Origin of the sequence: Acidaminococcus sp. HCP3S3_H5 (assembly GCF_052122235.1) — a bacterium.
Lineage (GTDB): Bacteria > Bacillota > Negativicutes > Acidaminococcales > Acidaminococcaceae > Acidaminococcus.
In genome coordinates this window covers 122,378-147,660 of record NZ_JBQKCS010000003.1, presented here as the reverse complement: position 1 = coordinate 147,660, position 25,283 = coordinate 122,378, and the positions used below count along the sequence as shown (strand labels likewise).

Genomic DNA, 25,283 nt, shown 5'->3' with positions numbered 1-25,283 from the left:
AGGATGGCTGCGTACAAGCTCATGGAGTTCATCAGCTGGCTGGTGTGCCACCAGCCGGACTGTCTGAACCGGGCCCTGGCCTGGGTGCTGGGGCATTTGGGATGGCGGGTGGTGCCGGCCTGGCGCCGGTACATGGCCCGGGAAAACATCCGGGACTGCCTGGGGGTGGATGAAGCGCAGGCGGAACAGATCGCCCGGGAAAGCGTCTACCGCTTTGGCCGGATGCTCATCGAAGTGCTGAAATATCCTCTGATCACCAAAGACAATTTCCGGCAGCTGGTCCATTTTGAAGGACTGGAGAACCTGGAAAAGGCCTATGCCGAAAACAAAGGGGTGATCATGTGCACTGCCCACTACGGCAACTGGGAGATGCTGGGGGCTTCCATGGCCCTTCTGGGCTATCCCATCCTGTCCATTACCCGGAAGCAGAACAACGGGGCCATGGATAAATTCATCAACGACTACCGGCAGATGGTGGGGCAGCATGTAACCTACAACCATGGGGAAAACAGCATGCTGGCCATCGGCCGCTATCTGAAAAAGAAACATCTGGTAGGAATCCTGTACGATCAGGATTCCGCCCATACCGGAGAACATCTGCTGTTTTTCGGCAAACCTTCCCGGGTTCCCCAGGGGGCAGCTCATCTGTCCCGGATGTTCGGTTCTCCCATTGTGCCCTTGTTCATGCACAACAATCCTGACGGAACCCTGACCGCCCGGATCTATCCGTCCCTCCATACGGAGAAAACGGCTAACCGTTCAGAGGACGTCCGTGTTATAATGGAAGAACTGGTAGCCATCGCTGAGCGGGAAATCCGGTTGGATCCGGCCATGTGGTTCTGGGTCCACGACCGCTGGAAGGATGGCCGCAAACGGTATGAAAAGTATAAGAAAGGCGTGTGATTTATGACCATTGAAAAACAGCACACCCTGAAACAGGCGGCTTCCTGTGACGGCATCGGGCTCCATTCCGGGAAGCTGGTGGAAATGACCCTGCGCCCGGCGCCGGTGGATACGGGGATCGTGTTCATCCGCACAGATATGGAAGGCCGGCCCCAGGTCCGTGCCGTGGCCTCCAACATTACAGCCACCACCAGGGCCACCACCCTGACAGAAAATGGAGCCAGCGTCACCACCATCGAACATCTCATGGCGGCTCTGGCCATATTGAAGATCGACAACTGTTACGTGGAAATGTCTTCTGCCGAACCCCCGGTGGGGGACGGCTCCGCCCAGGCCTTCATCGATGAGATCCTGAAGGCGGGCATCGAGGAACAGGACGGGGAACGCCAGGTGTACCATGTGGACCGGGCCTTCTCCCATTATGACGGAGACCGCTCCATTGTGGTGCTGCCCTACGAGGGCTTCCGGATCACCTTTACCTCCATCAATCCCCATCCTCTCCTGGGAACCCAGGTGATGGACGTGGAAGACAAGGGAGATAATTTCCTGAAGGAAGTGGCTTCCGCCCGGACCGTGGCCTTTGAAGACGAAATCGCCCAGCTGCGGAAAATGGGCCTGGGCCTGGGAGGCAACCTGGACAATGTGGTGGTGTTCGGCAAGGAAAAGATCCTGTCCACCCCCCGGTTCCCGGATGAACTGATCCGGCACAAGATCCTGGATGTGATCGGGGACATGTACCTGTTGGGCCCCATCCATGCCCATATCATCTGCATGAAGAGCGGTCACGCCTTCAACGACAATGTGTCCCGGCAGATCGATGAATATCGGCGGCTCCATGAATATCATCCCAGACATACCCCGGTTTCCGGAAAAGAGAAAAAAGAAATAAGGAGTAAGGATATGATTACATTAGACATTCAGGAAATCCAAAAGATTCTGCCCCATCGGTATCCCATGCTGCTGGTGGACCGGATCATCGAACTGGAACCCATGAAGCGGGCCGTGGGAATCAAGAACATCACCATGAATGAGCCCCAGTTCATCGGCCACTTCCCTGGGAATCCCATTATGCCCGGGGTGCTGCTGATCGAAGCCATGGCCCAGGTGGGCGGCGTTACCCTGCTGTATCCGGAAGAAAACCGGGGCAAGATCGCCGTCTTCGGGAAAATCGACAAGGTGCGTTTCCGCCGTCCCATCAAACCGGGGGACCAGCTGGTGACCACCGCCATCATCACCAAAATCAAAGGCAATATGGGTGTGGCCCACTGTGAAGGTACAGTGGACGGAGAGCCGGCCTGCGAAGGGGACTTCTTCTTTGCGCTGGCGGAAAATAAACAATAAAGGTGGAGTGAAACAATGACAGCAGATTCTAGTATGATACATGAGACAGCCATTATTGCACCGGGTGCGGAAATCGGCCCCAACGTGAAAATTGGCCCGTACTCTGTTATCGGTGAACATGTCAAGATCGGTGAAGGTACCATCATTCATCCCCACGTTGTGATTACCGGCCGGACCACCATCGGGAAGAACTGCGAATTCTTCCAGGGTGCCAGCATCGGCGAAGTCCCCCAGGACCTGAAATACAAAGGCGAAGATACGGAAACCATCATCGGCGATCACGTGACCATCCGGGAATGCGCCACGGTCCATCGGGCTGTGGGAGAAGGCAATGAAACCCGGATCGGCAACAATGTGCTGATGATGGCCTATACCCACGTAGCCCACAACTGCATCGTAGGCAACAACGTGATCATGAGCAATGTGGCCACCCTGGCCGGCCATGTGATCGTGGAAGACCGGGCCGTCATCGGGGGACTTACCGCTGTGCATCAGTTCACCAAAATCGGCCGGAACTGCATGTGCGGCGGCATGAGCCGGATCTCCCAGGATGTTCCGCCTTTCGTCATCGTGGCCGGGAACCCGGCCTATGTGGCAGGGCTCAACAGTGTGGGGATCTCCCGGGCAGGTATCCCCATGGAAGTCCGCCGGGAGCTGAAGAAAGCCTACAAGATCCTCTACAAGAGAGGACTGTCCCTGTCCGATGCCATCAAGACCATGGAACTGGAACTGGACAGTTACGAAGAAGTGGAACACTTCATGCGCTTCCTGCGCACGGTGGAAAGAGGCATCTGCCGGGCTTCCGCCCACGGCATCCGGGAGTAAGCCTATGGGGAAGACCTTAGGGGTGCTTTCCGGAGTGGGCCATCTGCCGGTGGATGTGGTCCGGGGGGCGAAAAAGGCCGGTTATCGGACGGTGGCTGTGGCCCTGGTCCCCGGCACCCATGAAGACCTGGAAAAAGAGGCGGATGCTTTCTATGCCATCAACATCGGCAAAGTGGGGAAGATCTTCAAGACCCTGAAGCAGGAAGGGGTGGATGAAGTCACCATGATCGGCAAGGTGACCAAGGAAATCCTCTATTCCGGAGGCATCCTGGTCCCGGACTGGCAGGCCATCAAGATCCTTATGTCCCTGCCGGACCGGCACGATGACACCATCATGAACGCCCTGGTGGCCAAGCTGGAAGACATGGGGATCCATGTAATGGACCAGACCCTGTTCCTGACGGATCTCATGCCCCAGGAAGGAGTGCTGAGCAAACGCCAGCCCACCCCGGAAGAATGGGAAGACATGAAGTACGGCTTTGCCATGGCCAAGAAGATCGGAGGCCTGGATATCGGCCAGACCGTGGTGGTGAAGAACAAGGCCATCATGGCCGTGGAAGCCATCGAGGGCACCGATGCATGCATCCTCCGGGGCGGCAAACTGGGCAAGGGGGCCATTGTGGCCAAAACTGCCAAGCCCGCCCAGGACAACCGGTTCGACATGCCGGGAGTTGGGGTGAAGACCGTGGAATCCATGATTGAATCCGGCTGCGCCGGCATCGTTATGGAAGCCGGCCGGACCCTCCTGGTGGAACGGGAAAAGGCCCTGGACCTGGCCAACCGCCACAAACTGACCGTAGTGGCCATGAAGGATCCGGAAGGAAAATAAAAATGGGCTGTGAAAAAATGATCTTCATTTTTTCACAGCCCACTTTGGCTTCGGTGGGGAGGTGTGAATTTTTTCACACCCCCTTTTTTGTTATGTGATATAATAAACTGTACATTTATGTTCAGATGAGAGAGGAGACAACAGGGTGACAAAAGTTTTCATTTCTGCGGGGGAAGCCTCCGGCGATCTTCATGCCGCTGCACTGACCCGTGCCATCCTGCAGCAGGACCCCACGGCCCAGGTCTTTGGCATGGGCGGTGATGCCCTGGCAGCAGCCGGTGGGCAAGTGGTGTTCAATTATAAAGATTACAGCGTCATGGGCTTTGTGGAAGTCCTCCAGGCTCTGCCCCGTCTGCTGGGGCTGAAGAAGGCTTTCCGCCGTCTTATGGAGGAACGGAAGCCCGATGTGTTCGTAACTGTGGACTACCCGGATTTCAACATGCGGGTAGCCAAAGAAGCCAAAAAGCTGGGGATCCCGGTATTTTCCTACATCCCTCCTTCCGCCTGGGCCTGGCGCCGGGGGAGGGCCAAAGACGTGGCCCGGCTGGCCGCCAAAGTGGCCTGCATCTACCCCTTTGCAGCGGAAGTCTACAAAGCGGCGGGAGCCCCGGTGGAATTTGTGGGGAATCCGCTGGTGGACATTGTCCAGCCCACCCTGAGTCCTCAGGAGGCGGAAGCCCTGATCGGCAAACGGCCTGGCCATCCGGTGGTGCTGCTGCTCCCGGGCAGCCGGGTGAAGGAAATCACCGGGGTGCTGCCGGTGATGCTCCAGGCCCTGCCGAAAATCCGGAAGCAGCGGCCGGAAACGGAATTCGTCCTCCAGAAGGCCCCGTCCATTGACGCCGGCCTGCTCCAGTCCATCCTCCAGACCAGTCCTGTGCCGGTGAAAGTGGTGGAAGGACACAACTATGATGTGATGGGGGCCTGCGACGTGGCCCTGGCCACCAGCGGCACCGTGACCCTGGAAGCGGCTCTCTGCGGGCTGCCCAGCGTTATCTGCTACACCGCCAGTCCTCTCAGCATGTGGATCGCCAAACACATGGTCTATGTGAAATACATCGGCCTGCCCAACATCCTGGCCGGGAAGGAAATCCTTCCGGAACTGATCCAGGAAAACATGACCCCGGACCACATGGCAGCCGCCGTCCTCCACTTCCTGGAGCCGGCCAACGCCGCCGCTGTCCGGGAAGAAATGCAAAAGGCCGTTGCCAAGCTGGGTCAGCCCGGTGCCGTGGAACGGACCGCCCGTCTGATCCTTGAAACAGCAAAGGAGAATCCATGAACCTCTATCTGCGAATTTTGCGCTTCATCAAACCCTATCTGCCCCGTCTGGCCCTGGCAGGGGTCTGCACCGTGCTCACCTCCGCCGCCAACCTGTACGTGCCCTGGATCGTCCGGGACGTGATCGACAAGGTGTTCATCAACAACGATGCCCAGCTGCTGAACCTGATCGCTCTGGGAATCGTGGTGATCTTCTTTGCCCGGGGCATTACCTACTACGGTCAGAACTACCTGATGAACTATGTGGGGGAAAGCGTGGTCATTGACATCCGGGGCCTGGTGTTCAAAAAGATGATGGAACTGGATACCCGGTTCTATGACACCAACAAACTGGGCACCATCATGAGCTATGTGACCAACGACGTCCAGGCCATGCAGAGCGCCATGGTGGATAACTCGGTGGAAATCATCACGGAAACTTCCGTCCTCATCGGTTCCATCTGTGCCATGGTCTATCTGGACTGGAAACTGACCCTGTTCGCTTTCTGCACCTTCCCGGTGGTACTGTTCTTCATGGATTTCTTCGGCAAGAAGATCCGGAAAACCGGCCACCGGATCCAGCAGGCCACCGCCGACATCACCTCCGTGCTCCAGGAAACCCTGTCTTCCAGCCGGGTGGTGAAGTCCTTCGTCCGGGAGCCTTATGAAATCGCCCGGTTTGAACGGACCAACCGGAAGAACTTCGATGCCAACATGAAAAGCGTCCGGCTCATGGGTACCCTGTCCCCGGTGATCGAATTCATCGCCGCCCTGGGGGTCACCGCCATTATCTGGTTCGGGGGCCGGGGGGTGCTCAGCGGTGACATTACCGCCGGGTCCCTGATCGCCTTCCTGGTCTATGCCGTGAATATCTCCAACCCCATCAAGCGGATCGCCCGGGTGCTGGGGAACATCCAGAAAGCCCTGGCCGCTGCAGACCGGGTGTTCAGCATCCTGGATCTGGACGAAAAGATTCCGGAAAAGGCCGATGCCATTGCCCTGCCTCCTGTAAAAGGGAAGGTGGAATTCCGTGACGTGTCCTTCTCCTACAATCCGGATGAACCCATCCTGAAGCACCTGACCTTTACCGCCCAGCCCGGCCAGGCCATTGCCCTGGTGGGGCCCAGCGGTGCCGGCAAATCCACCATCGCCAACCTGCTGCCCCGGTTCTATGACGTGACCGAAGGGGCCATCCTCATCGATGACCACGACATCCGGGACGTAACCGTATCTTCCCTCCGGGAACAGGTAGGCATTGTGCCCCAGGAAACCAACCTGTTCAACGACACGGTATACAACAACATCCTCTACGGGCGGCTGGATGCCACCCGGGAAGAAGTGCTGGCCGCCGCCAAGGCCGCCAATGCGGACGAATTCATCCAGAACCTGCCCCAGGGGTATGACACCTACCTGGGAGACCGGGGCATCAACGTGTCCGGGGGCCAGCGCCAGCGCATTGCCATTGCCCGGGCCATCCTGAAGGATCCCCGGATCCTGATCCTGGACGAAGCCACTTCCGCCCTGGATACGGAAAGTGAACGGATCGTACAGGAAGCCCTGGACCGGCTCATGGTGGGCCGTACCTCTTTTGTAATCGCCCACCGGCTGTCCACCATCCAGAACGCCAGCAAGATCCTGGTACTGGATCATGGGGAAATCGTGGAAGCCGGCACCCATGAGGAACTGATGGCCCGTCACGGGCTTTATGCTCACCTACACGACATCCAGTACCGGGAAAAAGCCGAACAGGCGGAAGTCCGGAAACTGGAAGACCAGGAAACGGCACCGGCCGGGACGGAGGTCCCTGCCCGCTGATCAGCCGCCTTCCTTCCAAGCAAGCCAAGCCCAATGAAAACGAGGTCAATGTATGTACTATATTTATAACTTCCTGGCCACAGTTTTGTTCATCTTTGTGATCCTGCCCTACTTTACCTGGCGGTATTTCCGGGAAAAAGGCTTTCCCCGCCGGTTCCGTCAGAGCCTGGGGTTCATCCGGGATGAAGAAATCGCAGCCGTTGCCCATAAAAACTGCATCTGGATCCACGGTGCTTCCGTAGGGGAAATCGTGGCCACCAGCCCGCTGGTGAAAGAAATCCGCAAGGCCATGCCCGATGCCAAGATCCTGGTGTCTGCCGTGACCACCGGGGGCTACAACATGGCCCACCAGATCATCCCGGAAGCCGATGCCATCATCTACTTCCCCCTGGATCTGCCCTTTGTGTCCGAATCCTTTGTGAAGCGGATCATGCCCCGGATCTTCATGCCGGTGGAAACGGAACTGTGGCCCAACTTCCTCCGGGCCATCAAGCTGCGCCGGATCCCGGTGATGATGGTCAACGGCCGGATCTCCGACAAATCCGTGAAAAGCTACCGGTATCTGTTCGGCATCCTGGCCGACATGATGGGCAGCGTCACCCGGTTCTGCATGCAGTCCTCCATCGATGCGGAATACATCCAGCATCTGGGGGCGGAAAAACGCCGGATCTTTGTGACCGGCAACACCAAATTCGACCAGACCTATGCGGAAGTGACCCCGGAAGATCTCCAACAGTACAAGGATGAACTGGGGCTGGAAGAGGACTACCCGGTGATCGTGGCCGGCAGTACCCATCCTACTGAAGAGGAAACCCTGTTCCAGAGCTTCCTGGACATCCGGAAGGAATTCCCCCAGGCCCGTCTCATCATCGCTCCCCGGAAGCCTGGCCGGATCCATGAAATCACCCGGCTGGCGGAAAAATACGGCCTTTCTCTGGGTCTTCGGTCCTCTCTGAAGGCCATGAGCAATCCCCGTCCCAAATACCAGGTGGTCCTGATCGACACCATCGGGGAACTGGGTCGGATCTATGCAGTGGGGGATGCGGTGTTTGTAGGCGGCAGCCTGATCAACCACGGCGGCCACAATGTGCTGGAACCGGCAGCCCATGCCAAACCCATCATCGTGGGGCCCAGCATGTCCAACTTCAAGGATTCCTTCGCCCTTTTGAGCAAAGTGGGGGCCTGTGTCCAGATCCATGACGGCAAGGAAATGACGGACATGTTCCTGAAGATCTTCAAAGACGATGCCCTGCGGAAAAAGATGGGGGATGCCTCTCTCCAGGTGATCCGGGAAAACCGGGGCGCCGCCGTGCGGACCATCGGCTACCTGAAGGAGCTGCTGGAACTCACTGCCACCGAAAGCATGGTGAACACCCATTACAAGATCAATACCCGGAACATCAACGACGAAGTGAGCCCCCGGATGCGTCCCGGGGATGCGGTGACCCAGTACCTGATCCAGCTTTCCCACGGGGAAGACAACGGGATCCTGGACTGGTGCGTCCTGGCCTTCCTCCGGATCCTCTCCGTGCTCTATGAAGCCGGGGTCCGGCTGAAGCTGTTCTGCTACAACGCCGGGCTGGTACCCCGGACCAAACTGGACTGCTGCGTGATCAGCATCGGCAACATTACCGTAGGGGGCACCGGCAAGACCCCCACCGCCCAGAAAGTGGCCCTGATGATCCAGAAACTGGGCTACCGGGTGGTGATCCTGAACCGGGGCTACCGGTCCCACTGGGAAGAAAAGATCGGGGTGGTGTCCGATGGGAAGAAAATCTACATGACCGCCTATGAAGCCGGGGACGAAGCGTTCCTCATGGCCAAGCAGCTGCCGGGGATCCCGGTGGTCATCGGCAAGGAACGGGCCATTACGGGCCAGTTCGCCGTGGACAAGTTCAAGGCGGAAGTGATCATCCTGGATGACGGCTACCAGCACTGGCAGCTGTACCGGGACCTGGACGTGGTGCTGGTGGATACCCTCAACATGTTCGGCAACGGCTGCATCCTGCCCCGGGGCACGCTCCGGGAGCCCCTCAGCAACCTGAGCCGGGCAGGGCTGTTCCTCCTGACCAAATGCGACCAGAGTTCCCCTATTTCCCGGGCCACTCTCTGCGACACCCTGCACAAATACGCTCCGGCGGCTCCCATTGCCGAGAGCATCCATAAACCCTGCGACTACATCGAGATCGCAGACTGGTACAAGAACGACATGTCCAAGGCCCTGCCTCTGGAAGCCCTCCGGGGCAAGCATGTGATGGTGTTTTCTGCCATCGGCAACCCTTCTTCCTTTGAGCAGACCATGAACGCCGAAGGCCTGAACATCGTGGAAGCCATCCGGTATCCGGACCACCACGATTACGGCATGGTGGAAATGCAGTACATCATGGACCGGGCCATCAGCCGGGGCGTCAAAGCCCTGGTCACCACCGGGAAAGATGCGGTGAAAATCCCCACAGAGTTTATTTACCTCCACCGGGATGTGCCTCTGTACATCCTGGATATGGAAATCCAGATTACCAGCGGCGAAGAAGCCTTTACCGATACCATCAAAGCCGCCATTAAAAAGGAGAATCCGTCCAAATGAAAGTACTGTGTGTAATTCCGGCCCGTTACGGGTCCACCCGTCTGCCAGGGAAACCCCTGGCCCTGATCCATGGCAAACCCGTGATCCAGCGGGTCTATGAACGGGCCGCTCTGGCCCGGATCCCTGATGAAGTGCTGGTGGCCACCGACGACCAGCGGATCCTGGACTGCGTCAATGCCTTCGGCGGCCGGGCTGTGATGACCTCCGAAGATCATCCCAGCGGCACCGACCGGCTGGCGGAAGTGGCTCTCAACTTCGAGGATGTGGATGTGATCGTCAATGTCCAGGGCGACGAACCCATGATCCCGCCCCAGGTCATCGACGACCTGGCCCAGGCCTTTGCAGACAATCCCGACCTGGAAATGGCCACCTGCAAAACGGAAATGAATCCGGAGGACTACCAGAACCCCAATGCGGTAAAGGTGGTCACCGACCAGAACGGCTACGCCTTGTATTTTTCCCGGAGCCTGATTCCCTATCCCCGGAATGAAGAACCGGAAGTGAAGGTATGGAAGCATATCGGCATCTACGCCTACCGCCGGGACTTCCTGCTGAAGTTTGCGGCGCTCCTGCCCACGCCCCTGGAACGGGTGGAAGGGCTGGAACAGCTCCGGGCCCTGGAAAACGGCGTAAAGATTAAAGTCCTGGCTACGGACTTCCAGGGCGTGGGCATCGACACCCAGGCTGATCTGGACCGGGCCAACGAAATCTTCGCCCAACTGGACCAGGAAGGAAAGGAGTAATCCCATGGAAATCGTCAAGATCGGACCCTACCAGGTGGGACAGGGTCACCCGCTGCTGATCATGGCCGGCCCCTGCGTGCTGGAAGGCTACGAACGGAGCCTGGCCATCGGGAAACGGGCCAAGGCCATCTGTGAAAAGCTGGGCCTGCCCTATGTGTTTAAAGCTTCTTATGATAAAGCCAACCGGTCTTCCCTGGATTCCTTCCGGGGCCCGGGCATCGAAGAAGGTCTCCAGATCCTGGCCCAGATCAAGAAAGATCTGAATGTGCCGGTGATCAGTGACGTCCACGAAACCTGGCAGGTGGAAAAGGCTGCCGAAGTCCTGGACACCATCCAGATTCCCGCCTTCCTGTGCCGGCAGACGGACCTGCTGGTGGAAGCTGCCCGGACCGGGAAAGTGGTCAATGTGAAGAAAGGCCAGTTCCTGGCACCCTGGGACATGAAAAATGTGGTGAACAAGATCGTGGGTTCCGGAAGCCGGAATCTGATGCTCACCGAACGGGGCGTTAGCTTCGGCTACAACACCCTGGTGACGGATATGCGCAGCCTGCCCATTATGCGGGACCTGGGCTTCCCGGTGATCATGGACGTGACCCACAGTGTCCAGATCCCCGGCGGACAGGGCACCAGCTCCGGGGGCCAGAGCAAATATGCGCCCCATATGGCCCGGGCGGCAGCTGCTGTAGGGGTTGACGGGCTCTTCATCGAAACCCACGACAACCCGAAAGAAGCCTTGTCCGACGGCCCCAACATGATTGCCTTGGATGATCTGGAACAGGTCCTGGCGGACGCCAAAGCCATCGACGCCATCGGCCGCAGGGAGGCGTAACCGGTATGTTTGAAAAAGCCAAAGAAGCACTGCAGATCGAAGCGGATTCCATCCTGGAGCTGCTGCCCCGGGTGGATGACCATTTCGGCGCCGCGCTGGAGATGATCCTCCACTGCAAAGGCCGGATCATCGTCACCGGCATGGGCAAATCCGGGATCATCGCCCGAAAAATCGCTGCCACCCTGGCCAGCACCGGCACCCCGGCCTTTTTCCTCCATCCGGCGGAAGGCATCCACGGGGATCTGGGCATGGTCACGGACATGGATGTGGTCCTGGCCCTGTCCAACAGCGGGGAAACGGGAGAAGTCCTGAACATCCTGCCCTCCATCCGGCGGATCGGCGCCAAAGTCATCGCCATGGTGGGGAATCCGGAATCCACCCTGGCGAAAAATGCGGATATCGTCCTGAACGTGGGTGTGAAACGGGAAGCCTGCCCCCTGGGCCTGGCTCCCACCAGCAGCACCACGGCAGCCTTGGCCTATGGGGATGCCCTGGCCATGGAACTCCTCAGCGCCCGGAAATTCACCCCGGAAGAATTCGCCATTTTCCATCCCGGGGGCAGCCTGGGACGGAAGCTGCTGCTTACGGTGGACGATGTGATGCACAAAGGGGACGAAAATCCCCTGGTCCATGCGGACATCAGCGTCAAGGATGCCCTGTTCATCATTACCGACAAGGGCGTGGGGGCTGTCTCTGTTGTGGATGACAACCAGCATCTTCAGGGACTTTTGACCGATGGGGACATCCGGAGAGGCATCGCCAAGGATCTGGACTGCCTGAACCGGCCGGTTTCCCAGATGATGACCCGAAATCCCAAGACCATCCTGGATCACAAACTGGCCGCCGAAGCCCTGCACCTTATGGAATCCAACAAACCCCGGCCCATTACCGTCCTGCCCGTAGTGGATCAGGACCGGAAAGTGGTGGGGCTGCTGCATATTACTGATCTGGTACACCAGGGAGTGGTATAAATGATTACAGAAGAACAACTGGCCAAGATCCGTCTCCTGGCCCTGGATGTGGATGGGGTCATGACCGATGGCAGCATCATCATCGGACAGGAAGGAGAACTGTCCAAGCATTTTGACGCCCGGGACGGCATGGGCATCAGCCTGGCCCTCCGCCACGGCATCCAGGTGGCCCTCATTACCGGCCGCCACAGCGAAATCGTTCTCCACCGGGCCATGGAACTGGGCATCAGCTCCATATACGAAAACGTGGTCTACAAAGGCAAAGTGCTGGAGCAGGCTTCCAACGAACTGGACATTCCGCTGGAAGAAACCGCCTTTATGGGGGATGATCTCAACGACCTGCCCGCTTTCGGACGGGCGGCGGTGACCTTTGCTCCTGCGGATGCCGCCCCGGAAGTCCGGGAACGGGCCATGCTGGTTTCCGCCTGCAACGGCGGCCACGGGGCCGTCCGGGATGTGATCGAACGGATCCTCAAGGCCAAGGGCCTGTGGGATGGCATCGTCCGCAGTTACGAAATCCAGGGACAGGGAGACAGACAGTAATGCTTTACGGATTTTTGAAAGGCCTGAGCCGGTTCCTGTCCCTGCTGCCCTACAAATTCGTAGTGCGGCTGGGACGGAATTGTGGTAAACTATACTGGCATATTGCCAAAAAACAGCGGGTGCGGGCGGAAAAAACCATCCAGGAACGGATGGGGGTCACGGCCCGGGAATCCCGAACCATCATCCACCGGCTCTTTTTGAACCTGGGCATGACCGCCATGGAGATCCTCTACATGCCGGCTCTCAACAAGGACAACATCCGGGGTCTTGTAAGCTTCGACCGGCCGGATATCCTGTGGGAGGCCCTGGCCAAAAAGCGGGGGGTCGTGATGCTGGCCTGCCATATGGACAACTGGGAATGGCTGGGAGCCGCTCTGGCCCTCAACGGATTTCCCCTCAGTGCCGTGGAGAAACCCCAGCCCAACCCGGTATACAGTGATTTCCTCAATGAGCTCCGCCGGGGCGTGGGACAGGAAATCTTCGCCCGGGGCACCAACGAGATCCTGGGCTGCGCCCGTGCCATGAAAAAGGGACGGATGCTGGGGCTCATCGCCGACCAGGACGGAGGCTATCACGGGATTTTCGTTCCCTTCTTCGGGAAGATGGCTTCCACCCCGGAAGGGCCGGCCTATTTCGCCCGGAAGTTCAAAGCTCCGGTGGTGCCCATCTTCATGGTCCGCAAACCCAGCGGCTACGGCCACCAGGTGTTTGTGAAAGAACCCATTTACTATGAAGATACCGGCAATCGGGAAAAAGATGATTATAAGATTACCCTGAAAATGACCCAGGAAGTGGAAAAGATCATCCGCCAGTATCCGGACAACTGGATCTGGTTCCAGCACCGCTGGAACACTCCCTGGAACGGGTAAAGAAAGGATGTCTCCATGCTCGCAGAAAAACATCGTACACTGCTGGTGATCGCAGCCGCTGTGCTCCTGATGGGGGGCGTCATTGCCTGGCTCCTGAGCAGCAAGCCCACCGCGGGCACTGTAAAGGACAACGGCAAGGATGTGCTCCAGGAAGTGAACGGTTCCACCATCCAGGAAACGAAAAACGGGAAAAAAGTCTGGGAACTTACCGTCCAGTCCCTGCTCTATGACAAAAAAGCCCAGCTGGCCCACATGAAGGGCATCAGCGGGACCTTTTACCAGGACGACGGCCGGACCATGACCGTGACTGCTGACGAAGGGGAAGTCCACATGGATACCAAGGACGTGGTCCTTACCAAGAATCCTCACGGCACCACCTCCGATGGAGGGGACGCAGTGGCGGACAAATTCACCTGGATTAACAAAGATCAGATGGTGGTGGGTGAGGGCAATGTCCGGCTGAAGAAAGACGATACGGTGGCCACGGCGAAAAAGGCAACCTTCAATGTTGCCCTGGACCAGGCCAAACTGGAAGAGGATGCTCACGTACAGAAGGGAGAATTTTAATGCTGAAAGTGAAAAAATTTGCAGTGCTGGGACTCCTGGCAGGCCTTCTGTCCGTTACTTCTGCCTGCTGGGCGGCATCCGCCATCAGCGGGGACCAGGTCCAGTACGATTTCAAGACCGGCCAGGCTGCTGCCGTGGGGAATGTGAAGATCCGTCACGATGACGGCACCGCCAGTGCGGAAGAAGCCGATTACAACACCAAGACCGGGGAAGGGAAACTTACCGGGTCCGTGGTGGCGGACCAGAAGGATGCCCATCTGACCAGCTCTGAACTGATCATCAAAAACAAGGGAAAGTTCCTTTCCGCCATTGGCAATGCGGTGCTCCGGAAAGAGGATAAGACCCTCCGGGCCGCCCAGGTGGATTACGATTCCGATGCCCAGTTTGCGGAGACCATTGGATCCTGGGCCCAGCTCACCATGGATGACGGGTCCAGCCTGGATGCCGCCAACATGAAATACAACATGGGCACCGGCGTGGCCAACGCCGACGGCAACGTGCGGCTGATCAGCCCGCCCCGGAACCTGACTGCCAGAGCGGACCGGGCCATCTACAATACCAAGGAAGCCGACGGCACCATCCGGCTCATCGGCCATGCCACCGCCACCCAGAATGACGACACCGTCAGCGGGGATACCCTGACCATTACCGGAGCCGGCGGCAAAGTGGCCATGGGCGAAGGGAACGTGAAGATGGTGGTGATGCCCCAGGACAGCACCTCCCAGAAGGAGGAGAGCGGGGCACAGCCGGTATTCAGCCTGGCAGGGCTGGCCAATGTGCCGGAATTCCTGTATAAGTTTTACAACTGGCCCGGCCATCTCATGACCATCGGCCAGACTGAAATTGGATAAAGGGAGTCAAGAGTGAAGATACGTGCGGAAAAACTGGTAAAAGAATACGCCGGGCGGCGGGTGGTCAACGAAGTCAGCCTGGAAGTGGAACAGGGGACCATTGTGGGACTTTTGGGGCCCAACGGTGCCGGGAAGACCACTTCCTTCTACATGATCGTAGGACTGGAACATCCGGATACCGGCCATGTGTACCTGGATGACGAGGACGTTACCGCTCTTCCCATGTACAAACGGGCCCTGAAGGGCATTGGCTATCTGCCTCAGGAAGCCTCCATCTTCCGGAAACTTACCGTGGAAGAGAACATCATGGCCATCCTGGAAGAAATCGAACCGGACAAGGACAAACGCCGGCAAAAGATGGAAGACCTGATCCAGGAATTCCACATCGGCCACATCCGGAAAAGCAAGGGCAGTGCCCTGTCCGGAGGCGAACGGCGGCGGGTGGAGATCGCCCGGGCCCTGGCCACGGACCCCGGCTTCATCCTGCTGGACGAACCCTTTGCGGGCATCGACCCCATTGCGGTGGCGGATATCCAGGTGATGGTGGCCCATCTGGCCAAACGGGGCATCGGGGTGCTGATCACCGACCACAACGTCCGGGAAACCCTCAGCATCGTGAACCGGGCCTATATCCTCAGCGCCGGGAAGATCCTGGTGGAAGGCACCAGCCAGCAGGTGGCCGAAGATCCGGTGGCCCGGAAGTTCTATCTGGGCGATAATTTCAGAATGTGAGGCTGCTCATGTCCATTTTAGATAAGTACATTTTAAAACAGATGATGCAGCCCTTCCTGTTCGGGGTGGCTGCCTTTTCCACCATTTTTGTGGCCAGTTCCTTCCTGTTCCGGGTGACTCAGTACATCACCCAGTACGGGGCTTCCTATTCTTCCCTGATCCGGCTGTTCCTGTGTCTCATGCCGGAAGTGATCAACTATACCTTCCCCATGTCCATGCTGCTGGCGTCCCTGCTCACCATGGGGCAGCTGTCCAGCAACAGTGAGATCACCGCCATGCGCAGCGGGGGGCTCAGCTTCCGCCGGATTGCCGCTCCCATCCTGGCTGCCGGGTTCGTGGTGAGCCTGTTTTCCGTGGTGTGGGCCGAAAAGGTGGTGCCTCCTGCCAAAAGCGAATATGAACGGATCATCAAAGTGGAGATCAAGCGGGACACCAAGCCCCGGACCCAGAACCATGTGCTGATCAAGCAGGTGTCCAAGGGCCAGCTGGTACGGCTTACCTATGCCCGGACCTTCGACGAGAAGCAGGGGATGATGAAGGACATTACCATCGAAGACTGGGACAACGGAAAAGTGGCCCGGATCCAGCGGACCCCCCAGGCCAAATGGACCCAGGGGACCTGGATCATGGAAGGGGGCACCATCACCGACCTGACCGGGAAAGACGGGGTGGCCCGGACCATGACCTTCGACAAACAGGTGCTGCCCATCAGCGAGACCCCCAAGGCCATTACCCTGGACCAGAAAGATCCGGACCAGATGACCATTGGGGAACTGAAGATGTACATCGACATCCTGAAACGCCAGTACATGCCCACCAGCAAGTATGAAATGGAAATCTACCGCCGGTTCACCGTGCCTCTGGCCAGCTTCTTCTTTGCCCTCATCGGGGTGCCGTTGGGGGTCCAATCCCAGCGGACCGGGGCGTCCATGGGCCTGGGCTTCTCCGTGGTGCTCATCTTCATCTATTATTCCATCATGACCTTCATGACCGGACTGGGCCAGGGCGGCGTGATCCCGCCCCTGTTGGCCGCCGCCACCCCCAACCTTCTCTGCGGAGCCTTTGGGTGCTGGATGATTTATAAAAAGGATAATGTATAGCAAAAAGCTGCCGGAAGGCAGCTTTTTTGCGGTCGCGGGCCCTGAGCCGCGGGCCGCGGGCCAATTGTTCTGCAAATCCGAATGAAACGTGAACTTTTGTTCACGGTATGATATAATAAATACCATATATGGACAAGCAGCCGTACTTCCGGCTGCACCAACAAAGTCCGCAACCCGCGACCTGTGGCTCGCGACCTGCCAAGGAGGGAAATCCCATGCTTCTCATCACTGCCGTCGATGATTCCGGCGGCCTTTTGTTCAACCACCGGCGCCAGAGCCAGGACCGGCTCCTCCGGGCCCGTATCCTTGCTTTCACAGGGGATGCACCTCTGTGGATGGATGCATATACCGCCGGCCTTTTCGACCCGCCAGCGGCCAATATCCGCGTGGCGGAAGATTTCCTGGACCAGGCCGGACCCGGGGAATACTGCCTGCTGGAGGACCGTTCTGCGGCTCCCTATCTGGACAAAATCGAAAAGATCATCCTCTACCGCTGGAACCGGGCCTATCCCGGGGACTTTTTCTTCGACATCGACCTGAATCAGGGCTGGCAGAAGGTGTCCACCGCCGATTTTGCCGGTTCTTCCCATGACAAAATTACAGAAGAGGTATACGTAAAATGAAAAAACTCACAGCGTTCCTGTCCGCCCTCCTGGTTTCCCTGTCCCTGGTCTTAACCGCCTGCGGATCCACCAAACCTGCCGCCAAAAAAGCGGCTCCCAAAAACAGCACAAAGGTGACCCAGCAGGTGGGGAAGAATCAGCCCTCCTTTGACCTTTCTTCCATCCCTGCCTTTACCAACAAGCCCTATGTGGTGCTGAACAACAATGTGCCTGATTTTCCCGACAAGGACAAGACCAAAAAGTCTTTTGAACGGTACAGCGACCTGGACAGCCTGGGCCGCTGCGGCCCCGCCTATGCCAATGTAAGCCGGCAAACCATGCCTACGGAGAAACGGGGCCCCATCGGCAGCGTCAAGCCCTCCGGCTGGCAGACCGTGAAGTATGAGGGCATTGATGGGAAATATCTGTACAACCGGTGCCATCTCATCGGGTATCAGCTGACAGCGGAAAACGCCAACCCCAAAAACCTGATCACCGGCACCCGGTATCTCAATGTTACCGGCATGCTGCCCTTTGAAAATATGGTGGCCGACTACGTAAAAGAAACCAACCATCACGTGTTGTATCGGGTAACTCCCATTTTCCAGGGGAATGATCTGGTGGCCCGGGGCGTACAGATGGAAGCATGGAGCGTGGAAGACAAAGGGGCCGGCGTCCAGTTCAACGTGTTCGTCTACAACAACCAGCCCGGCATCACCATCGATTACAAGACCGGGAAGAGCCGGAAAGGGTGATCTGATTCCTTGACTGTGAAACCCGCAGGCCGGGAAGGGCGTGCCTTTGGCGCGCCCCTACCTGGTTGGGATCAGATGTTCAATCCTACGGTCCGGGAAACGGATTTTTTGCTGCATCTTTGACACCAACGTTGTAGGGGCTCCCCGCAGGCCGGGAAGGGCGTGCCTTTGGCGCGCCCCTACCTCGTTGGGATCAGATGTCCGATCCTACGGTCCGGGAAACAGATTTTCCGCTGTATCTTCGACACCAACGTTGTAGGGGCTCCCCGCAGGGGAGCCCGTCCCGGCCGCCCGGAGGGCAGATATATTCAAAAGCAGATGCGGCAGCATCTGCTTTCCATTGGCCGCTGACCGCATAAAACCGGAGCTCATCCACGAGCCCCGGTTTTATGCTATAATGTACAGGATAATATACACACGAAAGGAGAGCGCATCCCATGACCGGCATTACCCTGATCCTGGTTCTGGCCCTGATGGGCGGACTGATCGCCTATCTGGGAGACAAACTGGGAAGCAAAATCGGCAAAAAACGGCTCCGGCTTTTTGGCCTGCGCCCTCATGACACCTCCGTGGTCATGACAATTGTCAGCGGCATGCTGGTTGCCGCCCTGACCATCACCGTCCTGACCATTGCCTCCAAGGAGGTCCGCACGGCTCTGTTCGGCATGAAGCAGATGCGGGCGGAAATTGCCTCTCTTACCGCCACCCGGGACAAGGCTAACGAAGAACTGTCCGCCCAAAGTGCCAAAATCGAAGAACTGGACCAAAAAATTAGCGAAGCCACCCAGGCTGCGGAACAGGCACGGCAGCAGAAGGCTGCTGCTGAAGCCCAGATGAAGGACGCCCAGGCCCAGATGCAGCAGGCCCAGGCCGACCTGGGACAGCTCCAGGCCCGGTATGCGGAAGCCAGCACCCGTCTCCAGGAGGCCCAGGAACAGGTGCGCCAGGCAGAAGCCGCCCGTGACCAGCTCCAGCAGGACGTGAAATCCCTGGAAGACACCGCCAAAAAACTCCGGGAAGGCATTGTGGCCGTCCGGGAGGGCCATGTGGTGTTCCGCAGCGGCGAAATCCTCTATTCCGGGGTGCTGAAAAGCGGCCAGAGCGAAGAAAACACCCAGAAACAGCTCCAGGAATTCCTGAACCAGGCCAACATCCAGGTAGCCGGCCGCATCGGGATGGATCCTTCCACACCGGTGATCTGGCTCAGCCGGGAAGCGGTGGAGAATGCTGCTTCCAACCTGGAAAAAGCCAAAGGGGACATGTACGTCCGGCTCTGCGCCGCCGGCAACATCCTGTCTGGAGAAGTGGTGGTATCCCGCCTGGAAATGGTGGGGGACAAGGTGGTCTATCCGGAAGATACCCTGATCCTTACCCAGTCTATTACCGTGGATCCCAATTCCAACGAATCCGACCTGGCCCTCATGGCCTTCCTGAAGGCCGTGAACCGGGCAGCCCAGGCCGACGGGGTGATCCCCAATCCCATTACCGGGGACGTGGGGGCCATTACCAGCACCGAACTGTCCAACGCCAGCGAAAAGATCCGCAGCCTGGGCGGCAAAGTGGTAATCACCGCCAAGGCCCGCCGGGATATTACCGTGGCCGGGCCTGTATTGCTGGATCTGGAAATCCGTCCCGTGGGAGGTCTGCCTCGTGAACAAAACTGAGCTTTATCTGGGGGTGGATCCGGGCCGGGACAAAACTGGGGCCGCCCTGGTGGCCGGGGATGGAACCCTGGTCCGCCAGGCCATCCTGCCTACGGCAGGGTTCCTGGACCATCTGAAGGATTTTCTGGGCGATGACCGTCCTTCCGGCTGCGTGCTGGGGGATGGCACAACTTCAAAGACCATGCATCGGCAGCTGGCGGAGGCGTTTCCCCAGCTGCCCCTTTATGAAGTGGATGAATACGGCAGCACCCAGGAAGCCAAAAAACTCTACTGGCAGCTGAATCCGCCCCGGGGATGGAAAAAGCTGCTGCCCACGGCCCTGCTTTCTGAACCGTCCGCAGTGGATGGACTAGCAGCCGTGGTACTGGTCAAAAGATTCCTTTGTGATAAAACAGTGAAACAACGGACTGGTAAGTCACAAAAATGACTCCTGTAAAATACGAAGAAACAAGGCATAATCAGGCGAAAGTGGAAACTTTCCCCCAGGTGTCTTGTTTCTTTTTTGTCCAAATGCTACACTGGCAGTGTGAAGAAATTCACACAGTCCCGCTGATGGGCCAATGGATGGAAGAATCCGGAATGTGTACGTAGAGGAAACAAGGATACTCGCACGGAAAAATCTGGAGGATGCCGGAAAGGAAACCCGGGGGCAGGACAAATATCATTCAAGGGAGTGTTTTCCTATGAAAAAATCCTTAGTATTTGCCATGGCTATGGCTCTGGGCGTAAGCGCTACTGCTTTCGCTGCCAACCCGTTCTCCGACCTGCCTGCTGGCCACTGGGCTTACGGCGCTGTTGCCAAACTGGCTGCTGCCGGCGTAGTTGACGGTTATCCTGATGGCACCTTCAAAGGCGACAAGACTATGACCCGTTATGAAATGGCTCAGATCGTTGCCAAGGCTCTGGCCAAAGGCGCTATCGGTGCTGATGACAAACTGGTCAGCGAATTCGCTGACGAACTGGACAACCTGGGTGTTCGCGTTGCCAAACTGGAAAAGAACGCTGACAACGTAAAGATCACCGGCAACGTCCGTGCCAGCTACTACAACAATGAAGGTGGCAAGACCACCGGCAAAGCCGACAAATCCCAGTCCCGTCTGCGTACCCGTCTGTTCCTGACCGGTGAAGTCAACGACAACTGGCATTACGTTTCCATGCTGGAAAACAACCAGTACTTCCAGGGCAAGAACGAATCCGGCGATTCCGACACCTCCTTCCAGAGAGCTTACCTGGACGGCAACATCGGTGTCTGGAATATCCAGGCCGGCCGTTTCAACAAGACCATTGCTGAAGGCAATGTGTACGATGACCGTGTAGATGCGGTTCAGTTTAAAGTTCCTTTCGGCCAGGCTTATTTGAGCGCTGCCTACGGCAAGATGGCCAGCAAGGATACCTATGGCTGGACGGATGGCGATCTGGGAACCATCGCTGGCCGTAAATGGACCAAAGATGATTCCGTAGCAGACAAGTTCTGGAATGCCGAACTGGGCGGCAGTATCGGCAACCTGGACCTGGCTGCCACTTACACCAAGGCCGATGATGTAAACCCGTACATCGACAACGGCCTCACCGGGGACAACAAGATCTGGACCGTTGGCGCCAACTACAAAGCCGGCGACTTCAAGATCGGGGCCATGTACCTGAAGGGTGACGATGACACCCTGGCAAACAGCGACTACAAGAACGGCGATGATGACGGTTATGTAGTATCCCTGGGCTACAAGGGTGCTGCTGCTTCCAAACCTGGTTCCTGGGGCCTGTTCGCCAAGTACTATGATCAGGGAGCTCCCACCATCATTTACCATACCATGAACGGTATGTGGGATTCCTTCAACGGGGAAGGCTTCAAAGGCTACAACGTTGGCGGCAACCTGACCCTGGCCAAGAACATGGTGGCTCAGGTGGAATACTACGACCTGAAGGGCAAAGAATCCGATCAGCATGCCCGGACCCTGTGGTCTCAGATGGTAGTAACCTTCTAATTCAATCATTCCTCCTTGGGTATCCATCCCTTTAGGATGGAACCCAGCCAGTCCCTCTATATCCGCCCTTTTTAAGGGCGGGGGACCCAGCCAGTCCCTTCTATATCCGCCCTTTTTAAGGGCGGGGGATCATGCGGAGCATGGTGGTGGGTTCTCCATCACCAATACAAAAAGGACGATTCTTTGGAATCGTCCTTTTTTCGTGCTATAAATTTTAAAATGTGTGATAAAAACATGAACTATAAAGAATAAAATAAATAATAATGTAATCTATAGCCAAAATAAGTTCACAAATTTGCTTTTTTCTGTAATCTTGTGTTAAAATAACACCGTGACAAGAAGTTGTCACAATAGTATTGTGAATTTCACAGGGACAGAGTGCTGAAAGAGCCAGAGGAAACAAGGATACTCGCGGCAGAGGTCAGCCGGACGTTCCAGGGGAATTCACTCTGTGATTCCTAAGGAGGAATATCCCATGAAAAAATCTTTAGTATTTGCCATGGCTATGGCTCTGGGCGTAAGCGCTACTGCTTTCGCTGCCAACCCCTTCTCCGACCTGCCTGCTGGCCACTGGGCTTACGGCGCTGTTGCCAAACTGGCTGCTGCCGGCGTAGTTGACGGCTATCCTGATGGTACCTTCAAAGGCGACAAGACCATGACCCGTTATGAAATGGCTCAGATCGTTGCCAAGGCTCTGGCCAAAGGCGCTATCGGTGCTGATGACAAACTGGTCAGCGAATTCGCTGATGAACTGGACAACCTGGGTGTTCGCGTTGCCAAACTGGAAAAGAACGCTGACAACGTAAAGATCACCGGGAACATCCGTACCCACTATGCTCATACTACCGGCGACTTCGGTAAGAAGAGTGTGACCAAGACCCGGTCCCGTCTGTTCTTCACTGGCGAAGTGAACGACAACTGGCATTATGTTGGCATGCTGCAGAACGAACAGCAGTGGAACAACAAAGGTACCAATGATTCCGGCGATAACGACACTGACTTCCAGCGCGCTTACCTGACCGGTAACATCGGCGTTGTGAACATGACTGCTGGCCGTTACAACGGCACCTATGCTGAAGGTAACGTTTATGATACCCGTGTGGATGCTGTAAACGCCAACACCAAATTCGGTGCTACCTATCTGGGCGCAACCTGGGGCAAGATGGCCAACAGCGATACTTATGGCTGGACTGGCTTTGATAAGACCACTGCTGCTGATAAAGCCAAAGCTAAAGAATCCAAAGCCGGCGAATTCACCCAGGCTGTACTGGGCGGCGACATCGGCAACCTGAATCTGGAAGCCAACTACCTGCATGTAAAAGACCTGGATACCAACTGGGTTAAAGGTTCTGACAACATCTGGACCGCTGCTGCCAACTACAAAGCCGGCGATTGGAAGATCGGCGCTATGTACCTGCACGGCGATGCCGATGAAAAGATTGATGGCGTAGAACCCGACAATGATGGCTGGGTAGCTACTCTGGCCTACAAGGGTGCTTCTGCTGCTAAAGCTGGTTCCTGGGGTCTGTTCGGTAAATACTACGATCAGGGCGGCGCTACCTACATTGCCCACACCATGAACGGCAACTATGATGCTTTCGGTCCGGACGGCTTCAAAGGCTGGATGGTCGGCGGCAACCTGACTGTTGCCAAGAATATGGTGGCTCAGGTTGAATATTATGATCTGAAAGACAAAGGTTCCACCAGCGATCACAACAAGACTCTGTGGTCTCAGATGGTTGTTACCTTCTAATTACAGAACAAACCAGAAGACGGTTCCTTCGGGAACCGTCTTTTTTTATAAAAATACATGCAAAATTGTTTCAAACAGTATAATAAACAACTTCTGTAATATCATTTACCTTGCTTCGTTGCATTCACATTCAAAATATGGTAAATTTATGAAAGATGACAAATAATTCACACTTGCTTTATCCCGGTCAGGGACCGGAATTTTCTGCCAGGAACAGAGGAAACAAGGAGACTCGCGGGAATGGAGAAAACAGAAGGAACTGCCTGGATAAAAATAACATCAGGGAGGAATCTCCAATGAAAAAATCCTTAGTCTTTGCCATGGCCATGGCTCTGGGCGTAAGCGCTACCGCTTTCGCTGCCAATCCCTTCTCCGATCTGCCTGCTGGCCACTGGGCTTACGGCGCTGTTGCCAAACTGGCTGCTGCCGGCGTAGTTGACGGCTATCCTGATGGCACCTTCAAAGGCGACAAGACCATGACCCGTTATGAAATGGCTCAGATCGTTGCCAAGGCTCTGGCCAAAGGTGCTATCGGTGCGGATGACAAACTGGTCAGCGAATTTGCCGATGAACTGGACAACCTGGGGGTCCGGGTGGCCAAACTGGAAAAGAATGCGGACAACGTACAGGTGACCGGGGCTGCCCGTATCAGCTATGCAGATCGCAGAGGCGGCGGCTTCAAGAATTGGGATGACAAATCTGAAGCCCAGTTGCGGACCCGTCTGTGGTTCACCGGTGAAGTGAACGACAACTGGCATTACACCGCTATGATCCAGAACCAGCAATACTTCGAAGGCAAGAACGAATCCGGCGACAGCGATACTGACTTCCAGAGAGCTTATCTGACCGGTAATATCGGCGCTGTGAACATCACTGCCGGCCGGTTCAACGATTTCATCGCCGATGGGAACGTATTTGATGACCGGGCTGATGCTGTCCGTGCTGATGTGAAATTCGGCCAGGGCTATCTGTCCGCTGCCTATGGTAAGCTGGCCAACGCTGATCGGTATGGCTGGCAGGATAAAAATGGTTCCGTAGGGGATACCTACTGGAGCGCAGCCCTGGGCGGCAACTGGGGCAACCTGCACGGCGAAGCCACTTATACCAAGATCAATGACCAGGACTTCGGCGCCATGAATGAAGGGGAAAGCACCCTGGATAAGACTGACAACAAAATCTGGACCGTTGGGGCCGATTATACCGCCGGCAAATGGAATGTGAACGCCATGTACCTGAAGGGTGACGCTGATTCCAAGAACAACAGCTGGGTCAACAATGTGGATGATGATGGTTATGTAGTGGGGCTGGGCTATGCCGGTGCCGATGAAAAGAAACCGGGCACCTGGGGCCTGTATGCCAAATACTATGACCAGGCTGCTGTGACCGTGGCCTCCCACACCATGAACGGCGACTGGTACGTATTCCCGTACACCGGATTCAAGGGCTACATGGTGGGCGGCAACCTGACCGTGGCCAAGAACATGGTGGCTACCGTGGAATACTATGATCTGAAGAATAAAGATGCAGAAAACGGCATCGATGCAGGCAACAAACACGCCCGCACCCTGTGGTCCGAACTGAACATCACCTTCTGATCAACCGATTGGAAGCAAAAAACGGCTCTCCCCAAAGGAGGGCCGTTTTTATATGCCGAAAAACCAGTGCAGCCGGTTCGCCCGTACCGGGCAACAAACGGCGAACACCGCTGTTGTCGTCTGTTAGACAGCGACGGCGTAGGGGCTGCCCGCAGGGAAGCCCGTCCCGG

Annotated in this window: 23 protein-coding genes; all 23 read left to right on the top strand. The window is 56.8% G+C overall.

Annotation, left to right across the window (positions count from 1 at the left end; all coding sequences use genetic code 11):
* The first annotated feature begins 3 nt into the window (after nt 1-3).
* The 23 genes from ACTQY5_RS04780 to ACTQY5_RS04670 all read left to right on the top strand — a co-directional run bounded on the left by ACTQY5_RS04780 (nt 4) and on the right by ACTQY5_RS04670 (nt 25,113).
* Nucleotides 4-903: a lysophospholipid acyltransferase family protein gene (locus tag ACTQY5_RS04780; RefSeq protein ID WP_308664185.1), complete on the top strand. Its 900-nt coding sequence runs from the start codon at nt 4-6 to the stop codon at nt 901-903.
* Nucleotides 904-906: 3 nt separating this feature from the next.
* Nucleotides 907-2,244 carry a UDP-3-O-acyl-N-acetylglucosamine deacetylase gene (gene lpxC, locus ACTQY5_RS04775; protein ID WP_302157073.1) on the top strand — a complete coding sequence of 446 codons (1,338 nt, stop codon included), beginning with the start codon at nt 907-909 and terminating at the stop codon, nt 2,242-2,244.
* Between the two features lie 15 nt (nt 2,245-2,259).
* The gene (lpxA, locus tag ACTQY5_RS04770) at nt 2,260-3,069 is read left to right on the top strand and encodes an acyl-ACP--UDP-N-acetylglucosamine O-acyltransferase (RefSeq protein WP_022486882.1); all 810 of its coding nucleotides are present in this window, start codon (nt 2,260-2,262) and stop codon (nt 3,067-3,069) included.
* Between the two features lie 4 nt (nt 3,070-3,073).
* A complete protein-coding gene (locus tag ACTQY5_RS04765) occupies nt 3,074-3,898 on the top strand; it encodes an LpxI family protein (RefSeq protein WP_288310456.1) in 825 nt (274 codons plus the stop codon).
* A gap of 145 nt (nt 3,899-4,043) precedes the next feature.
* Nucleotides 4,044-5,180 (top strand): lipid-A-disaccharide synthase, encoded by a 1,137-nt coding sequence (gene lpxB, locus ACTQY5_RS04760; protein WP_302157068.1) that lies wholly within the window; start codon nt 4,044-4,046, stop codon nt 5,178-5,180.
* Nucleotides 5,177-6,973 carry a lipid A export permease/ATP-binding protein MsbA gene (msbA, locus tag ACTQY5_RS04755; protein WP_154487789.1) on the top strand — a complete coding sequence of 599 codons (1,797 nt, stop codon included), beginning with the start codon at nt 5,177-5,179 and terminating at the stop codon, nt 6,971-6,973. The genes lpxB and msbA overlap by 4 nt, the downstream gene beginning before the upstream one ends.
* A 52-nt stretch (nt 6,974-7,025) precedes the next feature.
* Entirely contained in the window at nt 7,026-9,557 is a 2,532-nt protein-coding gene (lpxK, locus tag ACTQY5_RS04750; protein WP_022486886.1) for a tetraacyldisaccharide 4'-kinase, read from the top strand.
* The gene (gene kdsB / locus ACTQY5_RS04745) at nt 9,554-10,300 is read left to right on the top strand and encodes a 3-deoxy-manno-octulosonate cytidylyltransferase (RefSeq protein ID WP_022486887.1); all 747 of its coding nucleotides are present in this window, start codon (nt 9,554-9,556) and stop codon (nt 10,298-10,300) included. The genes lpxK and kdsB overlap by 4 nt, the downstream gene beginning before the upstream one ends.
* 4 nt (nt 10,301-10,304) lie before the next feature.
* On the top strand, nt 10,305-11,129 hold the full coding sequence (kdsA, locus tag ACTQY5_RS04740) for a 3-deoxy-8-phosphooctulonate synthase (protein WP_441368883.1): 825 nt from the start codon (nt 10,305-10,307) through the stop codon (nt 11,127-11,129).
* Nucleotides 11,130-11,134: 5 nt separating this feature from the next.
* Complete coding sequence (locus ACTQY5_RS04735) at nt 11,135-12,100, top strand: KpsF/GutQ family sugar-phosphate isomerase (RefSeq protein ID WP_022486889.1); 966 nt, start codon at nt 11,135-11,137, stop codon at nt 12,098-12,100.
* Nucleotides 12,101-12,643: a KdsC family phosphatase gene (locus ACTQY5_RS04730; protein WP_441368882.1), complete on the top strand. Its 543-nt coding sequence runs from the start codon at nt 12,101-12,103 to the stop codon at nt 12,641-12,643.
* The gene (locus tag ACTQY5_RS04725) at nt 12,643-13,512 is read left to right on the top strand and encodes a lysophospholipid acyltransferase family protein (RefSeq protein WP_441368881.1); all 870 of its coding nucleotides are present in this window, start codon (nt 12,643-12,645) and stop codon (nt 13,510-13,512) included. Before ACTQY5_RS04730 ends, ACTQY5_RS04725 begins: the two co-directional genes overlap by 1 nt.
* A 15-nt stretch (nt 13,513-13,527) precedes the next feature.
* The gene (lptC, locus tag ACTQY5_RS04720) at nt 13,528-14,079 is read left to right on the top strand and encodes an LPS export ABC transporter periplasmic protein LptC (protein ID WP_279127788.1); all 552 of its coding nucleotides are present in this window, start codon (nt 13,528-13,530) and stop codon (nt 14,077-14,079) included.
* Nucleotides 14,079-14,930, top strand: coding sequence for an LptA/OstA family protein (locus tag ACTQY5_RS04715; protein WP_302574069.1), 852 nt, complete (start codon nt 14,079-14,081; stop codon nt 14,928-14,930). The genes lptC and ACTQY5_RS04715 overlap by 1 nt, the downstream gene beginning before the upstream one ends.
* A 12-nt stretch (nt 14,931-14,942) precedes the next feature.
* On the top strand, nt 14,943-15,662 hold the full coding sequence (gene lptB, locus ACTQY5_RS04710) for an LPS export ABC transporter ATP-binding protein (protein ID WP_302574071.1): 720 nt from the start codon (nt 14,943-14,945) through the stop codon (nt 15,660-15,662).
* A gap of 8 nt (nt 15,663-15,670) precedes the next feature.
* On the top strand, nt 15,671-16,762 hold the full coding sequence (locus tag ACTQY5_RS04705) for an LptF/LptG family permease (protein ID WP_441368880.1): 1,092 nt from the start codon (nt 15,671-15,673) through the stop codon (nt 16,760-16,762).
* A 215-nt stretch (nt 16,763-16,977) separates the two neighbouring features.
* Complete coding sequence (locus tag ACTQY5_RS04700) at nt 16,978-17,385, top strand: ribonuclease Z (protein WP_441368879.1); 408 nt, start codon at nt 16,978-16,980, stop codon at nt 17,383-17,385.
* A complete protein-coding gene (locus tag ACTQY5_RS04695; RefSeq protein WP_441368878.1) occupies nt 17,382-18,119 on the top strand; it encodes a DNA/RNA non-specific endonuclease in 738 nt (245 codons plus the stop codon). Before ACTQY5_RS04700 ends, ACTQY5_RS04695 begins: the two co-directional genes overlap by 4 nt.
* 437 nt (nt 18,120-18,556) lie before the next feature.
* Nucleotides 18,557-19,783, top strand: a complete 1,227-nt coding sequence (locus ACTQY5_RS04690) for a DUF3084 domain-containing protein (RefSeq protein WP_441368877.1) — start codon at nt 18,557-18,559, stop codon at nt 19,781-19,783.
* A complete protein-coding gene (locus ACTQY5_RS04685; protein ID WP_441368876.1) occupies nt 19,770-20,210 on the top strand; it encodes a Holliday junction resolvase RuvX in 441 nt (146 codons plus the stop codon). Before ACTQY5_RS04690 ends, ACTQY5_RS04685 begins: the two co-directional genes overlap by 14 nt.
* Nucleotides 20,211-20,466: 256 nt before the next feature.
* Entirely contained in the window at nt 20,467-21,765 is a 1,299-nt protein-coding gene (locus tag ACTQY5_RS04680) for an S-layer homology domain-containing protein (RefSeq protein ID WP_302574080.1), read from the top strand.
* A gap of 475 nt (nt 21,766-22,240) precedes the next feature.
* Nucleotides 22,241-23,518 carry an S-layer homology domain-containing protein gene (locus ACTQY5_RS04675; protein WP_441368875.1) on the top strand — a complete coding sequence of 426 codons (1,278 nt, stop codon included), beginning with the start codon at nt 22,241-22,243 and terminating at the stop codon, nt 23,516-23,518.
* A gap of 296 nt (nt 23,519-23,814) precedes the next feature.
* Nucleotides 23,815-25,113, top strand: coding sequence for an S-layer homology domain-containing protein (locus ACTQY5_RS04670; RefSeq protein WP_441368874.1), 1,299 nt, complete (start codon nt 23,815-23,817; stop codon nt 25,111-25,113).
* Nucleotides 25,114-25,283: the final 170 nt, after the last annotated feature.

Excerpts from the sequence above, each read along its gene's own strand:
- ACTQY5_RS04780 (WP_308664185.1), top strand. The coding sequence starts at position 4 with ATGGCTGCGTACAAGCTCATGGAGTTCATCAGCTGGCTGGTGTGCCAC.
- lpxC (WP_302157073.1), top strand. The coding sequence starts at position 907 with ATGACCATTGAAAAACAGCACACCCTGAAACAGGCGGCTTCCTGTGAC.
- lpxA (WP_022486882.1), top strand. The coding sequence starts at position 2,260 with ATGACAGCAGATTCTAGTATGATACATGAGACAGCCATTATTGCACCG.
- ACTQY5_RS04765 (WP_288310456.1), top strand. The coding sequence starts at position 3,074 with ATGGGGAAGACCTTAGGGGTGCTTTCCGGAGTGGGCCATCTGCCGGTG.
- msbA (WP_154487789.1), top strand. The coding sequence starts at position 5,177 with ATGAACCTCTATCTGCGAATTTTGCGCTTCATCAAACCCTATCTGCCC.
- lpxK (WP_022486886.1), top strand. The coding sequence starts at position 7,026 with ATGTACTATATTTATAACTTCCTGGCCACAGTTTTGTTCATCTTTGTG.
- kdsB (WP_022486887.1), top strand. The coding sequence starts at position 9,554 with ATGAAAGTACTGTGTGTAATTCCGGCCCGTTACGGGTCCACCCGTCTG.
- kdsA (WP_441368883.1), top strand. The coding sequence starts at position 10,305 with ATGGAAATCGTCAAGATCGGACCCTACCAGGTGGGACAGGGTCACCCG.
- ACTQY5_RS04735 (WP_022486889.1), top strand. The coding sequence starts at position 11,135 with ATGTTTGAAAAAGCCAAAGAAGCACTGCAGATCGAAGCGGATTCCATC.
- ACTQY5_RS04730 (WP_441368882.1), top strand. The coding sequence starts at position 12,101 with ATGATTACAGAAGAACAACTGGCCAAGATCCGTCTCCTGGCCCTGGAT.
- ACTQY5_RS04725 (WP_441368881.1), top strand. The coding sequence starts at position 12,643 with ATGCTTTACGGATTTTTGAAAGGCCTGAGCCGGTTCCTGTCCCTGCTG.
- lptC (WP_279127788.1), top strand. The coding sequence starts at position 13,528 with ATGCTCGCAGAAAAACATCGTACACTGCTGGTGATCGCAGCCGCTGTG.
- ACTQY5_RS04715 (WP_302574069.1), top strand. The coding sequence starts at position 14,079 with ATGCTGAAAGTGAAAAAATTTGCAGTGCTGGGACTCCTGGCAGGCCTT.
- ACTQY5_RS04705 (WP_441368880.1), top strand. The coding sequence starts at position 15,671 with ATGTCCATTTTAGATAAGTACATTTTAAAACAGATGATGCAGCCCTTC.
- ACTQY5_RS04700 (WP_441368879.1), top strand. The coding sequence starts at position 16,978 with ATGCTTCTCATCACTGCCGTCGATGATTCCGGCGGCCTTTTGTTCAAC.
- ACTQY5_RS04695 (WP_441368878.1), top strand. The coding sequence starts at position 17,382 with ATGAAAAAACTCACAGCGTTCCTGTCCGCCCTCCTGGTTTCCCTGTCC.
- ACTQY5_RS04690 (WP_441368877.1), top strand. The coding sequence starts at position 18,557 with ATGACCGGCATTACCCTGATCCTGGTTCTGGCCCTGATGGGCGGACTG.
- ACTQY5_RS04680 (WP_302574080.1), top strand. The coding sequence starts at position 20,467 with ATGAAAAAATCCTTAGTATTTGCCATGGCTATGGCTCTGGGCGTAAGC.
- ACTQY5_RS04675 (WP_441368875.1), top strand. The coding sequence starts at position 22,241 with ATGAAAAAATCTTTAGTATTTGCCATGGCTATGGCTCTGGGCGTAAGC.
- ACTQY5_RS04670 (WP_441368874.1), top strand. The coding sequence starts at position 23,815 with ATGAAAAAATCCTTAGTCTTTGCCATGGCCATGGCTCTGGGCGTAAGC.